The organism is Klebsiella huaxiensis, assembly GCF_003261575.2.
Classification (GTDB): Bacteria; Pseudomonadota; Gammaproteobacteria; order Enterobacterales; family Enterobacteriaceae; genus Klebsiella; species Klebsiella huaxiensis.
In genome coordinates this window covers 4,808,033-4,822,082 of sequence record NZ_CP036175.1, presented here as the reverse complement: position 1 = coordinate 4,822,082, position 14,050 = coordinate 4,808,033, and the positions used below count along the sequence as shown (strand labels likewise).

Sequence of the window (14,050 nt, the reverse complement as noted above, 5' to 3'; positions counted from 1 at the left end):
TATACAAAAATCCCTATAACAGAAGGACCAGCCGCAGTCGGGCTGGTTTCCTGTTATCGAGGTTTGATGCCTAAATTGCGAAAGAATACCTATGCCATGCGCTATGTCGCCGGACAACCCGCGGAGAGAATTTTACCTCCGGGGTCGTTTGCAGGCATTACTCCGGCTTTCCCTTCCGGGGTGCCGTTAAGCTCGGATGAAAAAATCCGCGTGCTGGTGTGGAATATCTTCAAACAGCAGCGCGCCGAGTGGAAATCCGTTCTTAATAATTTCGGCAAAGATGCCCACTTGGTGCTGTTACAGGAAGCGCAAACCACGCCTGAGTTAGTAAAATTTGCTACGTCCAATTATCTGGCCGCTGATCAGGTGCCGGCGCTGGTACTGCCTCAGCATCCTTCTGGCGTGATGACGTTAGCCTCTGCTCATCCGATATACTGCTGCCCTCTGCGTGAACGCGAGCCGATCCTGCGGTTGGCGAAGTCAGCGCTGGTTACAGTTTATCCGTTACCAGATTCCCGTTTGCTGATGGTAGTGAATATTCACGCGGTCAACTTCAGCCTTGGCGTCGATGTCTACAGCAAGCAGCTGTTGCCGATAGGCGATCAGATAGCCCATCACAGCGGACCGGTGATTATGGCGGGTGATTTCAACGCCTGGAGCCGTCCGCGAATGAACGCTTTGTACCGCTTTGCGCGAGAAATGTCGCTGCGTGAAGTCCGTTTCTCTGACGATCAGCGACGTCGCGCTTTTGGTCGTCCGCTTGATTTTGTGTTCTATCGAGGCTTAAGCGTACACGACGCTTCCGTATTGGTGACACGCGCCTCCGACCACAACCCTCTACTAGTTGAATTCAGTCCCGGCAAGCCTGATTAATTAAGGTATGTCAGGCCTGCCATGGGGCAGGCCTGCGCAAGTATGGTTCTGCCTTTATTACTCAAAAAACCGAAGGACAAAGTAATGACAACACGCTCTCATCACGACAATGTCGAAAAACAGTTTGGCTCGCAGGCTAGCGCTTATCTGACTAGTGCTGTACACGCATCTGGGCGCGATCTGCAACGTCTGGCAGAAAGGTTAGCCGATTTTCCGCAGGCCCACGTGCTGGACATGGGATGTGGCGCCGGTCATGCCAGTTTTGCAGCTGCAGGACAGGTTGCACAGGTAGTGGCGTATGATTTATCCAGCCAGATGCTGGAGGTTGTCGCTCAGGCCGCTTCGGATAAAGGGTTTGTTAATATTGCGACTCAGCAGGGTTATGCCGAATCACTGCCTTTCGCTGATGCCAGTTTTGATGTGGTGATTAGCCGCTATTCTGCACATCATTGGCATGATGTCGGTCAGGCATTACGCGAAGTCAAGCGGGTGCTGAAACCGGGAGGCGCCGTAATTATCATGGACGTCATGTCGCCAGGGCATCCGGTTCGTGATGTTTGGCTGCAGACCGTTGAGGCTTTGCGCGATACTTCTCATGTTCGCAATTACTCAAGCGGTGAATGGCTGGCAATGGCGAATGAGGCGGGATTAGTGACGAATAATTTGCTGACCGATCGCTTGCCGCTGGAATTCAGCTCATGGGTTGCCCGGATGCGGACGCCAGCGCCTTTGGTGGAGGCTATTCGCCTGTATCAGGAGAGCGCATCGGCAGAGGTTAAGGCTTACTTTGCACTGGAGCTGGATGGATCTTTTACCAGCGATACAATTATGTTTGAGGCACATAAAGCGATCTAGAGCAGAAAAAAACAAAAGGCACCACATGGGTGCCTTTTAAAATGAATCCTGAGCTATCAGGATTCAGGTCTGTCGCTGTTTTTCACAAACAGCGTTAACTGATCCCCAGGTTTCAGGTTGCCTGTATCGTTGTTCCAGCGCATCACATCGCGAATGTTCACGCCATGACGTTTTGCAATACTCGATAGCGAGTCGCCTTTGCGCACGCGATAAGTGATGCTATCGCTATTGTTTGCCAGACGCTCTGCACTGCTACCTGCACCGATTACGAGACTCTGACCCACTTTCAGGTTTGATCCGCGAATACCATTCCATTGCTGCAGATCTCTCGTTGATACACCGAGTCGAGATGCTATACCGGAGATAGTATCTCCAGATCGCACTTTGTAACTACGACTGGTCAACGGTCTGTTGTCCGCAAGCTGAGTCGGCTGCACTGCAGCAATGTCACCGGAAGCCAAAGACTCACGCAATTGAGCTGCGTGTTTCTGCGGCACCAATACGTAGTTAGGCCCATTAGCGCCCAGGGTTGAACCCTTAACACCTGCGTTGAACGTCTTCAGCTTACTAACCGGCATTCCTGCCATATCGGCTAGCTGTGAAATCTCAACCGGGTTGTCGAGGCGTACACGTGCCAGCGCTCGGCTTTCGTCTGCTGTTGGCAGTTTTACGCCATACTGCTTGCTGTTCTTGAGAATATCACTCAAAGCCAGCATTTTAGGTACGTAGATTTTGGTTTCCTGAGGTAATGAGAGTGACCAAAAATCAGTGGGTTTTCCACGTGATTTGTTGGCTTTAATTGCCTTCATTACCCGGCCTTCGCCGCTGTTATATGCTGCGACGGTTAATAACCAATCGCCGTCGAACATTTTGTTCAGACGTTGCATCATATTCAGCGCCGCAGTTGTTGAGGCGACGATATCACGACGCGCATCATAACTGCGGGTTTGCTTCAAACCATAATTGCGCCCGGTGCTCGGAATGATCTGCCAAATGCCTGCGGCATTGGCACCAGACGTTGCATGCGGGTCAAAAGCGCTCTCCACTATGGGTAGTAATACCAGTTCCATAGGCATGTTACGTTTCTTAACTTGCCCGGCTATCCAGTACATATACGGCTCTGCCCGTAAAGTTACATCGTGGAGATAGCTCTTATTTCTCAAATATTTCTGTTTTTGTTCGCGAATCCGGACATTTTCCGGAATTCCCATCTTCAGCTCGTCGCCAATGGAAGCCCACAGATCCTGGTCTTGCGCGTAGAAGGTTCCATCATCTAACCAGCGCGCTTGACTTGTGAACTTACCTGCTTCCCCTTGACTCGCTGCAGAAAGGCTCTGTGCGTGCTGTTGAACGGTGCCATCGTGTTTAGACGCCTGGCACCCTACCAGCAGGACAGAGACGAGTAAAATCGCTCGTGCCTTCATGTGTGTGTCAATAGTTGCTTAAAAGACGAGCAAGAATAACGGTGAAGTCGACCGAAGACAAGAATTAAATATCAGAAGACGTCTTTCTTTGACCTTAACCATGCAAATCTCTCAATAGAGTGTTGCAAATTTGTTTCTTTGGAAATTTCTTTAATTAAATCATTGTCATCTGTGCGTAAAAATAAATTTATACGACGCTCATTTTTCAGAATTATGGGTAGTGTATTTTGTTTTTTTGCACGTAACTCATTAACTTTGTGGTAGTAATCATTTATATCCCTATCCAGGGGCAGGATGCTTAATGCAAACTTCATGTTTGCTAAAGTGTACTCATGTGCGCAACATATTAACGTTTCATCGGGAAGAGCGCTGATCTTCATAAATGATTGATACATCTGCTCTGGGGTGCCTTCAAATAACCTACCGCAGCCACCTGAAAACATAGTGTCACCGCAGAATAGATAAGGTTTCATGAAGAAACAGATGTGTCCTAAAGTGTGACCTGGAGTGGCGAAAATAGAACACTCACGCTCTAAAACGGAGATGCTATCGCCATCAGCCACAAGGTGAGTGGTTCCCTTATCCAGGGTTTCTGCCGGCCCGTAAACCACGACTGCAGGAAATTTCTCGCGAAGTTGTTTTACTCCACCAACGTGATCGCGGTGGTGGTGAGTCAATAGAATGGCTTCTGGTTGCCAGTGGTTCTGTTCTATTGCGGCCAACACGGGTGCCGCTTCACCAGGATCGACTATCAGACAGCGTCCACTATCCTCAGCAAGAACCCAGATGTAGTTGTCCTGAAATGCGGGAATACTGATAAGATTCATAAATTACCTCTCAAAGCATAGCGGAAGGTTGTGATGAAGCCGGCAAGGATACCTCATACAGTGGCAGCGCCCGAGCATTGGTCCAGCATGCCATGGGGTGAATACTATCGCGAATCACTAGAACGCCAGATGAAACCGTGGCTGGCTAAATTATATGGTTTTCATTTACTTAAAATTGGCAATCTGAGCGCGGAAATCAATACCGAATCCTGCGCTATTTCTCATCAGGTGAATGTTTCTTTGCAGGGTAACCCGATACAGGTGAAAGCCGATCCATTGTATTTACCTTTTGCCGAGAAATCAGTTGATGCCTGTTTACTGGCTCATACTTTACCGTGGTGTAGCGATCCGCACCGCCTGCTGCGGGAGGCGGACAGGGTGCTGATTGATGATGGCTGGATTATTTTAACCAGTTTTAATCCAATGAGTCTGATGGGGTTACGTAAACTAGTACCCGTGTTACGCAATAAGCCCCCGTATAACAGCCGGATGTTTACGTTAACGCGCCAGCTAGATTGGCTGGCGTTGCTGAACTTTGAAGTGCTCCACTGTGGTCGCTATCAGGTGCTACCCTGGTCCCGTCATGGGGGGAAAATGCTTAGTACGCATTTGCCCGCTCTGGGCTGCTTACAGCTAATTATTGCTCGCAAACGCACCATACCCTTGACGCTAAACCCGATGAAATCGGGTAAAGCAAAAAACCGGATACGGCAGGCAGTCGGAGCCACACGACAGTGGCGCAAAGGGCAGAATTAACTTTCTGCCTTATAACCGGTATCGTCCTGGGTGGGGTTAGAGGCTGCTGTACGTGCCAGTTCGTCGCAGCGTTCATTTTCCGGATGGCCGGCATGGCCTTTGACCCATTCCCATTTTATCTTGTGTTGGCCCAGCGCTGTGTCCAGTCGTTGCCAGAGATCGACGTTTTTGACTGGTTTTTTGTCCGCGGTTTTCCATCCGCGTTTTTTCCAGTTATGGATCCACTGAGTAATCCCCTGGCGAACATACTGGCTGTCGGTGCTGAGAATCACTTCACACTGTTCTTTCAGCGCTTCCAGAGCGACGATTGCAGCCATCATCTCCATGCGGTTATTAGTCGTAAGATTAAAACCTTCGCTAAAGGTTTTCTCTTTCCCCCGATAGCGTAAAATTGCACCGTAACCGCCTGGGCCTGGATTTCCCAGACAAGAGCCATCGGTGAAAATTTCTACCTGTTTGAGCATCTCTGGTAGACTTCCTGTAATTGAAATCGATACGTAAAACGGTAAGTCTGACATAAATGACCGCTATGAGCACTGCAATTACACGACAGATTGTTCTCGATACTGAAACCACCGGTATGAACCAACTCGGGGTTCATTATGAAGGGCACAAGATAATCGAGATCGGCGCGGTGGAGGTGATTAACCGCCGCCTGACCGGGAATAACTTCCACGTCTATTTAAAACCAGATCGGCTGGTGGATCCTGAAGCATTTGGTGTTCACGGTATTGCTGATGAATTCCTGATGGATAAGCCGGTGTTTGCTGATGTTGCTGATGAGTTTATGGATTACATCCGTGGTGCGGAACTGGTCATACATAACGCATCGTTCGATATCGGCTTTATGGACTATGAGTTTGGCAAGCTTAAGCGTGGAATTCCGAAAACCGATACGTTTTGTAAGGTCACCGATAGTCTGGCCCTGGCGCGTAAAATGTTTCCGGGCAAGCGTAATAGCCTTGATGCACTTTGCTCACGTTATGAAATAGACAACAGTAAGCGAACGCTGCACGGGGCGTTGCTCGATGCCCAGATTCTGGCCGACGTTTATCTGATGATGACCGGCGGGCAGACTACAATGGCTTTCTCAATGGAAGGAGAAAGTCAGCAGCAGGCTGGTGAAATGGGAATACAGCGCGTAGTCCGGGCCGTAAGCAAATTACGTGTGGTTTATGCCTCGGACGAAGAGCTAATGAACCATGAATCGCGGCTCGATCTGGTACAAAAGAAAGGTGGAAGCTGCCTGTGGCGGGCCTGAATTGTCGGAATATGCATGAAAAATAGTCCGATGGGCGATTTTTGCAGCAAGCGATTCATAAATGAAGAAAAACCATTGACGGAGTAGAGGGGAAACCGTAGTATCTGCCTCGTTCCCAAGGGAACAGTAAGTGGAGCGGTAGTTCAGTCGGTTAGAATACCTGCCTGTCACGCAGGGGGTCGCGGGTTCGAGTCCCGTCCGTTCCGCCACTATTCAGAAAGCCTGAATCAGCAATGATTCAGGCTTTCGTCGTTTTAGGCCTGTGCAATTTTCTGAATCAGGCCTTCAGGCACTCCTCCATACACTCGACAAAGACCTGCATCGCCGGGCTGACAACTTTGCTGGCGTGATACCCGCAAACCGCATTAATAGTCAGCGGTTTTTTACTGAAAGGCAGTTCCACCAGTTTACCTTCACGTAATTCTTGTTCTACGGCAAATCGCGGCAGGTAGCTTACGCCGAGATTACCCGCCACGCATTGCTTGATACTTTCGATACTCCATAGCTCAATCGTATTTTCCAGGGTAATGCCGCGCTTGCGCAGCTCGCTTTCAAATATTTGTCGGAAAATGCACTGTGGTTCATTGATGATAAAACTCAGTGGAATGTGTTGGTCCCGGCGCATAAAGTTAAGCGAAGTGTGTTCCGGCGAAGCGACCAGTACCAGTTGCTGCTCGCCAAAGTGGTGAATTTTCAATGCTTCATCATTACCGACGCGGTAAAACACTCCGAGATCAACATCATCATCCAGCAGGGCATCGCGAATCGAATAGCAATTTAACGATTGCAAAGATAAACGAACCTTTGGCGCCCGTAGCTTAAAGCGTTGTAAAACGGCGGGGATTTTATATGCCAGCAGCGTTTCCCCGGTGGCAACACGGAGCTCTCCACTCGGCTCCTGATCCTGCCTGGCGGCATGGCGAATGGACTCCATCACTTTTATCAGCTCGTGGATGTGGGGAAGAATATTTTTCCCGGCTGTAGTCAGGCACATCCGGCGGCCGATTTTTTCAAAAAGCTGGATAGACAGCTCTTGCTCAAGTTGTTGAATGTGAAATGTCACTGTTGATTGCGTACAGCATAGTTTCTGCGAAGCGCGTAAAAAGGAGCCCTCTTCAACAACCGTTTTGAGCGTGACAAAGCGACGTAAGTCCATCATGACCTCAATATATCGAAATTATCGAATTTAGAATGAAATAATATTCATTTTTTTTAATGATTTATATCGGGTACTGTCGGCTAAAAAACAGGAGAAGACAAGTGACCCCAGCCCTGATAAGCGCATTTTTAACCTACACCTTGATAACCGCATTGACCCCCGGGCCGAATAACATTCTTGCGCTGAGCAGCGTAGCTTCACATGGGTTGCGCAAAAGCATGTTCGTGCTGGCCGGGATGAGCGCGGGGTTTATTATTACGATGCTGATTTGCGCTGGCCTGACGTATTCGCTAGTTATGCTTGATGAGGGATTATCCCGGACACTGAGTTGGATTGGTGCTGCCTATATTCTTTGGTTAGCGTGGCAAATAGCGAAGAGTAAACCTGCTGGTAATGACATCAGTGGCAAACCGGTAAGTTTTTGGATGAGCTTGGGCCTACAGTTTGTGAATGTTAAAATTATCCTTTATGGGATTACGGCACTGTCGACCTTTGTACTGCCGGTGACGCGTGATCCTGTTTGGCTGGTGAGCGTGAGTTTGCTTCTTGCGGTAATTGGGACTTTCGGCAACGTGTGTTGGGCGCTGACCGGGCATCTGTTTCAGCGCTTATTCCTGCATTATGGGCGTCAGGTAAACTTCTTTTTAGCTTTGTTACTGGTCTACTGCGCAGCAAGGATCTTGTTTAAAATATAGGAAAGGGAGCATTGGCTCCCCTTTATACCCGTCATACTTCAAGCTGCTTATGTGTTGGCTGCAGATTACTCGGCCCATCCATGGGCCTCGCCCTTACGGGCCGTCGCAAGCGACGTTCAAATCTGCTCCCGGCAGATTTGTCGCTCACCCCGGTTACATAGTTATCTATGCTCCCGGGGACTCACTCCCTTGCCGTCTTTAAGCAACTTGAATTATTTAGGGTATATTTGCATTAGTTGAGTGTGAAAGGGTCCGCATCCTGCCAGGCCGGAAACTTTTCGCGGTACTCTTTAAGCGCTGTTAATGACAGTTCAGCATCCAGGCGCGTAGCCTGATGCGGTTCGGCGGTGGCGATTATCTCTCCTTGTGGAGTGATAATCCGGCTGTCTCCCCGATAGTGATGGCCGTTGCCGTCGGTACCTACGCGGTTACAACCGGCGACGTAGGCCTGGTTTTCAATTGCTCGGGCGACCAGCAATGCCTGCCAGTGGGTGGAGCGCGGTGCGGGCCAGTTGGCAACGTAAAGTGCTAAATCATAGTCATTATGGTTACGTGACCACACCGGGAAGCGCAAGTCGTAGCATACCAGCGGCAGAATTCTCCAGCCGCGCCATTCAAAAATCACGCGATCGTTACCCGCCTCATAATGATGATGCTCATCCGCCATGCGAAACAGGTGTCGTTTATCATAAAAATGCGTTTTACCATCAGGCTCAACCAACAGAAAGCGGTTAACGGGCCCGCGCTCCGTTTGCAGTGCTGCACTGCCTGCGATTAGCGCGTTGGTTTGCGCGGCCTTCGCTTCCATCCAGGCAATAACATCCTCTTGCGCTAGCGACTGCTTTGCCGCCTCCATCGCGAAACCGGTAGTGAACATTTCCGGTAGAACAATCACATCACGCCCGGTAATTCCTTCCAGTTGACGATCGAAATGGCGCAAGTTGGCGGGACCGTCCATCCACACCAGCGGTTGTTGTAAAAGGGTAATTTTCAGTCCGGGCACAATGATGAACTCCAGTATCAAGAGAGGCTTATTATTACTTTAACACCATATCAGCCAGTGGATGGCTGGCGGAATATTTTGTTAATAAAATGATAAGTTGGGAGGCGGGCAAAAAAAGAGGCGGGGGAGCCCGCCTCGATCGTGATGTTGTTATATTATGGTTTTTTTATGCCGCTTCAATCTTGCGTACTTTCTCCGGCAGCTTTACCGGGCGGGTCGCCAGTTCATCCGGGGCGAAGTCGTCGACGTTAATACTGCGCAGGCGACTGTTCTCGGCACGAACCAGAATATCTGCCTCATCCTGATTAATTAACCCTTTTGCCAGCGCGTTATGAGCCAGTTCATCAAGACGGGTAAACGACAGGTTCTTACCCAGCTCTTTGCAAATACGCTGGTGGATGGGGTCGGCTGCCATAACATCGAGCAGCGCCTCTTCCAGCAATCCAACCGGGTTATGCTCGCTTGGCGTCAAGTACTGACCGCGGCCGATACGAGAACGAGTCGCGCTCGGAACCTGCAGAATTTTCGCTACTTTATGATCCAGCTTGTCTGAAGGGGCCAGATAATGACGCCCTGTCGGGAAGATGGCTACGCGAAGCGCTCCGGCCACCAGACGATTTGGGAAGTTGACCAGCAGATCGTCAATGGCCTGTTCTGCCTGATACAGTGCATCCTGCACGCCCCAGTGAACCAGCGGCAAATCTGCTTCGTTACGCCCTTCATCGTCATAGCGCTTCAGCACTGCAGAGGCCAGATAGAGCTGGCTCAGTACATCGCCCAGGCGTGCTGAAATACGCTCGCGGCGCTTCAGACTGCCGCCGAGTACCGCCATTGAGACATCGGACAGCAGGGCCAGGTTGGCGCTCAGGCGATTCATATGCTGATAGTAGCGGCGAGTGGCATCGCGGGTCGGTGAACTGCTGGTGAGGCCGCGAGTCAGACCCAGCCAGAAGCTGCGTACTTTGTTGCTACCCACATGACCGATATGTTTGAACAGCAGCTTATCGAATGCGTTAACATCGTTATTCTGCGCGGCGGCCATTTCATCCAGCACGTACGGATGGCAACGAATCGCCCCCTGACCGAAGATCATCATGCTGCGGGTGAGGATATTCGCCCCCTCTACGGTGATAGCGATTGGTGCGCCCTGATAGGCTCGCGCCAGGAAGTTACCGCTGCCGAGCATAATGCCTTTACCGCCGGTAATATCCATTGCGTCAATGATCGAGCGCTGGCCGCGATGGGTACAGTGATATTTCACAATTGCCGATAGTACTGCCGGTTTTTCACCGAGCATAATACCGTAGGTAATCAGCGAGGCTGCGGCATCCATCACGTAGGCGTTACCTGCAATACGCGCCAGCGGTTCTTCAATCCCTTCCATTTTACCGATAGAGATTTTGAACTGGCGGCGAATATGCGCGTAGGCGCCGGTAGCCATGGCGACGGATTTCAGGCCGCCCGTGGCATTGGACGGTAATGTGATGCCGCGGCCCACGGATAAACATTCAACCAGCATCCGCCAGCCCTGACCGGCCATCGACGGGCCTCCAATGATGTAATCGATAGGAACAAAAATATCTTTACCCTGGGTCGGGCCATTCTGGAACGGAACGTTCAGCGGGAAGTGGCGACGACCGATCTCAACGCCTGGTGTGGCTGTTGGGATCAGGGCACAGGTGATACCCAGCTCTTCTTCACCGCCCAACAGACGGTCGGGGTCGGAGAGTTTAAACGCCAGACCCAAAACGGTGGCTATGGGGGCCAGCGTGATATAGCGTTTGTTCCAGGTCAGGCGCATACCCAGCACCTGTTGGCCCTGCCATTCGCCCATGCAGACCACGCCGGTGTCCGGAATGGCCCCAGCATCTGAGCCAGCTTCCGGGCTGGTCAGCGCGAAACATGGAATTTCCTGACCGCGCGCCAGACGTGGCAGATAGTGATTTTTCTGCTCTTCGGTGCCGTAATGCTGCAGCAGTTCGCCTGGGCCTAATGAGTTAGGTACGCCGACGGTAATCGCCAGAATCCCGGAAACACCGGACAGTTTTTGCAACACGCGCGCCTGGGCGAAAGCAGAAAACTCCAGGCCGCCGTACTCTTTCTTGATGATCATCGCGAAGAAGCGATGCTCTTTCAGATAAGCCCACAGCTCCGGCGGTAGATCGGCCATTTCGTGGGTAATTTCGAAGTCGTTCGCCATGCGGCAGGCTTCTTCAACCGGGCCGTCAATAAAGGCTTGTTCTTCAGCGGTCAGGCGCGGCTGCGGGTAGTTGTGCAGCTTCTGCCAGTCAGGGTTACCGCGGAACAGGTCGCCTTCCCACCAGGTCGTACCGGCATCGATAGCTTCTTTCTCAGTACGTGACATCGGCGGCATGACTTTACGGAAAGCGCGGAATGCCGGGACTGAAATCATCGACTTGCGCATCGGAGCGAAGTTGAACGGCAGCAAAATGATAGCCAGCGGAACCAGCAGCCAGATATTCCACAGCCCAGCAACGCCGAGTGCCGCAGTCCAGGCAAGCAAAATCGCGCTGCTAAGCAGCAGATTGATTCGGTGATAGAAGAGCGCACCGAGTAAAACAACGGTTGCAACAATACTCAAAATCATCATAAAGAAATGCTCCCTGTCTTGTAGGAGGTCTGACCACTTGTGATGATATGGTTGTAGTGGATGTAATTTGTTTTAGCAATGTGTTTACAAAATAATTACAACATTGCTCACATTGTTGTACGGAAATGCGGCACATAAAATCAAAAGCACAGGGGATAGACCCGTCTGCTGCTTCTCGCATCGGCGGCTATCCGGTAAACTGCCTGAGTTATCCCACAAATACTGAAGGATTATCCTCATGTACCAGGATCTTATTCGTAACGAACTGAACGAAGCGGCGGAAACGCTGGCTAATTTTCTGCAGGACGATGCCAACATTCATGCCATTCAGCGTGCAGCGGTGCTGCTGGCGGATAGCTTTAAGGCTGGTGGCAAAGTTCTCTCCTGCGGTAATGGCGGTTCTCACTGCGATGCGATGCATTTTGCGGAAGAACTGACCGGGCGCTATCGTGAAAACCGCCCTGGCTATCCGGCAATTGCGATTTCAGACGTGAGCCATCTCTCTTGCGTCAGTAATGATTTTGGCTATGAATATGTTTTTTCTCGCTACGTTGAGTCGGTGGGCCGCGCAGGTGACGTGTTGCTCGGGATTTCTACTTCCGGTAACTCCGGTAACGTTATTAAAGCGATTGAAGCCGCTCGCGCTCAGGGAATGAAAGTCATCACTCTGACCGGCAAAGATGGCGGTAAAATGGCGGGCTCTGCGGATGTTGAAATTCGCGTACCGCATTTTGGTTATGCCGATCGCATTCAGGAAATTCACATTAAAGTGATTCATATCCTGATTATGTTGATTGAAAAAGAGATGGTTAAAGCTTAAAAGGCTCTTTAGTTAGCCATTTTGAACCCGGGCAGTGCTCAGACAAAACTCACCGAGTTTTGAACGCCCTTCAGGGCGGCCCGCAGGGGGAGCGTAGCGAATCATCCTCACGTACATGAAGTACGCTACGGTTTCTGCGCGCTGGCCGTGTCCAAATTGACTGCACCAATAACGCCTTTTATGTTTCAGTAAGTTGTATGAGGTGATCTATGTGCGAATTGCTCGGGATGAGCGCGAATGTGCCAACAGATATTTGCTTTAGTTTTACCGGGCTGGTGCAGCGCGGTGGCGGAACTGGGCCGCATAAAGACGGCTGGGGCATTACCTTTTATGAAGGTAAGGGCTGTCGCACATTTAAAGATCCACAGCCTAGCTTTCAGTCACCGATTGCTAAGTTGGTACAGGACTATCCCATTAAATCATGTTCAGTCATCGCCCATATTCGCCAGGCTAACCGGGGGATCGTCGCGCTGGAAAATACTCATCCGTTTACCCGTGAACTCTGGGGACGTAACTGGACCTACGCGCATAACGGCCAGTTAGAAGGATATGAGTCTCTGGAGACGGGAAACCTGCAGCCGATTGGCGAGACGGACAGCGAGAAAGCCTTCTGCTGGTTACTGAATAGCGTAACTGAACGCTATCCCAATACGCCGGATGATATGGTCGAGGTGTTTAGATATATCGCTACACTTGCCGGAACGCTGCGCGAAAAAGGCGTGTTTAACATGCTGCTGTCCGATGGACGCTATGTGATGGCGTTTTGCTCAACCAATTTATACTGGATCACGCGACGCGCGCCGTTTGGTGTAGCAACGTTGCTGGATCAGGATGTGGAAATCGATTTTCAACGCGAGACCACACCAAATGATGTGGTCTCCGTGATTGCCACTCAACCGTTAACCGGCAACGAAACCTGGAATAAGATCATGCCAGGCGAGTGGGCGTTATTTTGCCTCGGGGACCGTGTAGTTTGAGGCCAGCTGCGGCTGGACAACTTCGTGGCTGAGCGGCTTGCTTACCACGTAGCGACCATCGGCCACTGAGACTACCGGCGGCTTGTGCGTCTGCTGGAAGTAATCATAGCCAGGCTTCAGCTGTTTCCAGAAATCGGTGAAATAGGAAAATTTGTGACGGGCCATGTTGGCATCGGTCATGCGGAAAGGATAAATGCTGACCTGGACGCTGGACTGGCCGAAGACGAGCGCCCCGGTGACGAACTGGAAAATCTCATCAATACCGGTATCGGTCATGGCATAACAGCCGACTGATACGCACGCGCCGTGAATCATCAGGTATTTACCTTCATAACCATGCGCACGATCGTAGGCGTTCGGGAAGCCGATATTGATTGCTTTATAGAAGCGACTGTCAGGTTTTAGCTGATTGCGGGAAACATTATAGAAACCTTCCGGGCTCTTAAAATCGCCCTGACGCTGCTTGGGTCCGAGACCACCGGAGTAGTTGCAGATCCGGTAGCTATCGAGAAGCTGATAGGTTTCGCCCATTTTGACGTAAAGATCGAGCATGCGCTCTTCTTTAAAGATCTCAATGTAGACCGGTGAGCCCATTAATTGCTGCTTATACTCTTTGCTCATTGGCGTTGTCGAGCTGTTACTGCTGAGTAGCCCTGCGAATGACACGCATGGCAACAGAAGCATCGCAATAAATAATGCGATTTTGCGCATACTACTTGTTCCTTGATAAAACAAATAACCACATTGCCAGGACGGCAAGAGAGATCCGAAATCAGAGTTTTCTGGATT

Annotated in this window: 14 protein-coding genes and 1 tRNA gene; 8 read left to right on the top strand and 7 right to left on the bottom strand. The window is 50.6% G+C overall.

What is annotated here, in order from left to right; translation table 11 throughout:
• Positions 1-75 precede the first annotated feature (75 nt).
• On the top strand, positions 76-873 hold the full coding sequence (locus DA718_RS23075) for an endonuclease/exonuclease/phosphatase family protein (RefSeq protein WP_112214203.1): 798 nt from the start codon (positions 76-78) through the stop codon (positions 871-873).
• A gap of 84 nt (positions 874-957) precedes the next feature.
• Complete coding sequence (locus DA718_RS23070) at positions 958-1,728, top strand: class I SAM-dependent methyltransferase (RefSeq protein WP_112214204.1); 771 nt, start codon at positions 958-960, stop codon at positions 1,726-1,728.
• A gap of 56 nt (positions 1,729-1,784) precedes the next feature.
• Here DA718_RS23070 and mltD read toward each other — a convergent pair whose 3' ends face one another.
• The gene (gene mltD, locus DA718_RS23065; protein WP_112213997.1) at positions 1,785-3,152 is read right to left on the bottom strand and encodes a murein transglycosylase D; all 1,368 of its coding nucleotides are present in this window, start codon (positions 3,150-3,152) and stop codon (positions 1,785-1,787) included.
• A 71-nt stretch (positions 3,153-3,223) separates the two neighbouring features.
• The gene (gloB, locus tag DA718_RS23060) at positions 3,224-3,979 is read right to left on the bottom strand and encodes a hydroxyacylglutathione hydrolase (RefSeq protein ID WP_112213998.1); all 756 of its coding nucleotides are present in this window, start codon (positions 3,977-3,979) and stop codon (positions 3,224-3,226) included.
• A 33-nt stretch (positions 3,980-4,012) separates the two neighbouring features.
• Here gloB and DA718_RS23055 point away from each other — a divergent pair, with 33 nt between their 5' ends.
• Positions 4,013-4,735 carry a class I SAM-dependent methyltransferase gene (locus tag DA718_RS23055; RefSeq protein WP_112213999.1) on the top strand — a complete coding sequence of 241 codons (723 nt, stop codon included), beginning with the start codon at positions 4,013-4,015 and terminating at the stop codon, positions 4,733-4,735.
• Here the strand turns inward: DA718_RS23055 and rnhA are convergent.
• A complete protein-coding gene (gene rnhA, locus DA718_RS23050; protein WP_110273908.1) occupies positions 4,732-5,199 on the bottom strand; it encodes a ribonuclease HI in 468 nt (155 codons plus the stop codon). The two genes, DA718_RS23055 and rnhA, sit on opposite strands and share 4 nt — an antisense overlap.
• Before the next feature lie 65 nt (positions 5,200-5,264).
• On the opposite strand from rnhA, the gene dnaQ reads away from it, so the two are divergent.
• Both dnaQ and DA718_RS23040 read left to right on the top strand, forming a co-directional pair.
• The gene (dnaQ, locus tag DA718_RS23045) at positions 5,265-5,996 is read left to right on the top strand and encodes a DNA polymerase III subunit epsilon (RefSeq protein WP_220022284.1); all 732 of its coding nucleotides are present in this window, start codon (positions 5,265-5,267) and stop codon (positions 5,994-5,996) included.
• A 132-nt stretch (positions 5,997-6,128) separates the two neighbouring features.
• Positions 6,129-6,205: transfer RNA gene (locus tag DA718_RS23040), tRNA-Asp, on the top strand.
• A 68-nt stretch (positions 6,206-6,273) separates the two neighbouring features.
• On the opposite strand, the gene DA718_RS23035 is transcribed toward DA718_RS23040, so the two are convergent.
• Positions 6,274-7,152 (bottom strand): LysR family transcriptional regulator, encoded by an 879-nt coding sequence (locus tag DA718_RS23035; protein ID WP_112214001.1) that lies wholly within the window; start codon positions 7,150-7,152, stop codon positions 6,274-6,276.
• 104 nt (positions 7,153-7,256) lie between these two features.
• On the opposite strand from DA718_RS23035, the gene eamB reads away from it, so the two are divergent.
• Positions 7,257-7,850: a cysteine/O-acetylserine transporter gene (gene eamB, locus DA718_RS23030; RefSeq protein WP_112214002.1), complete on the top strand. Its 594-nt coding sequence runs from the start codon at positions 7,257-7,259 to the stop codon at positions 7,848-7,850.
• A gap of 232 nt (positions 7,851-8,082) precedes the next feature.
• Here eamB and DA718_RS23025 read toward each other — a convergent pair whose 3' ends face one another.
• Together DA718_RS23025 and fadE are read right to left on the bottom strand one after the other, a co-directional pair.
• Positions 8,083-8,853 (bottom strand): amidohydrolase, encoded by a 771-nt coding sequence (locus DA718_RS23025; RefSeq protein WP_112214003.1) that lies wholly within the window; start codon positions 8,851-8,853, stop codon positions 8,083-8,085.
• A gap of 166 nt (positions 8,854-9,019) precedes the next feature.
• The gene (gene fadE / locus DA718_RS23020; protein ID WP_112214004.1) at positions 9,020-11,464 is read right to left on the bottom strand and encodes an acyl-CoA dehydrogenase FadE; all 2,445 of its coding nucleotides are present in this window, start codon (positions 11,462-11,464) and stop codon (positions 9,020-9,022) included.
• 238 nt (positions 11,465-11,702) lie between these two features.
• Here fadE and lpcA point away from each other — a divergent pair, with 238 nt between their 5' ends.
• Both lpcA and DA718_RS23010 read left to right on the top strand, forming a co-directional pair.
• On the top strand, positions 11,703-12,284 hold the full coding sequence (lpcA, locus tag DA718_RS23015; RefSeq protein WP_112214005.1) for a D-sedoheptulose 7-phosphate isomerase: 582 nt from the start codon (positions 11,703-11,705) through the stop codon (positions 12,282-12,284).
• A 209-nt stretch (positions 12,285-12,493) separates the two neighbouring features.
• Positions 12,494-13,261 carry a class II glutamine amidotransferase gene (locus DA718_RS23010; protein WP_112214006.1) on the top strand — a complete coding sequence of 256 codons (768 nt, stop codon included), beginning with the start codon at positions 12,494-12,496 and terminating at the stop codon, positions 13,259-13,261.
• On the opposite strand, the gene dpaA is transcribed toward DA718_RS23010, so the two are convergent.
• Positions 13,232-13,972, bottom strand: a complete 741-nt coding sequence (gene dpaA, locus DA718_RS23005; RefSeq protein WP_112214007.1) for a peptidoglycan meso-diaminopimelic acid protein amidase — start codon at positions 13,970-13,972, stop codon at positions 13,232-13,234. The genes DA718_RS23010 and dpaA overlap by 30 nt on opposite strands.
• Positions 13,973-14,050: the final 78 nt, after the last annotated feature.